The sequence below is a fragment of the Stenotrophomonas sp. AS012628 genome (assembly GCF_010608305.1).
In the GTDB taxonomy this organism is placed as follows: Bacteria; Pseudomonadota; Gammaproteobacteria; order Xanthomonadales; family Xanthomonadaceae; genus Stenotrophomonas; species Stenotrophomonas geniculata.
In genome coordinates, this window is sequence record NZ_VMBJ01000118.1 from 1 (window position 1) to 294 (window position 294).

The 294-nt window shown below is 58.2% G+C and carries 1 pseudogene; it reads left to right on the forward strand.

The annotated features are described in order from the left end of the window. Window positions 1-132 precede the first annotated feature (132 nt). Window positions 133-294, forward strand: a pseudogene (locus G5A07_RS21225) (IS3 family transposase); the annotation flags it as partial.

The following is a 294-nucleotide window of genomic DNA, read 5'->3' on the forward strand; positions in this document are numbered from 1 at the left end:
CGGCTGGCAATCGCTGGTGACGCGCAACCTCAACATGTTCACGCTTGTTCGGCGTCAGCACCAATGAGACAGAATTGGGCTAATTGAGAGAGGAGGATTTCTGGTTCATCGTAGCCTTTCAAAGGAACGACGATGAGACAGAAAATGGAAGCGACGAAGCCGTCGGCGGAGAAGGTCATCAGGGACATTCGCCGGGTCACCCGCAAGCAGTATGGCTCTGAAGAGAAGATCCGCATCGTGCTGGACGGATTGCGCGGCGAGGAGTCGATCGCGGCCCTGTGCCGGCGCGAGGGG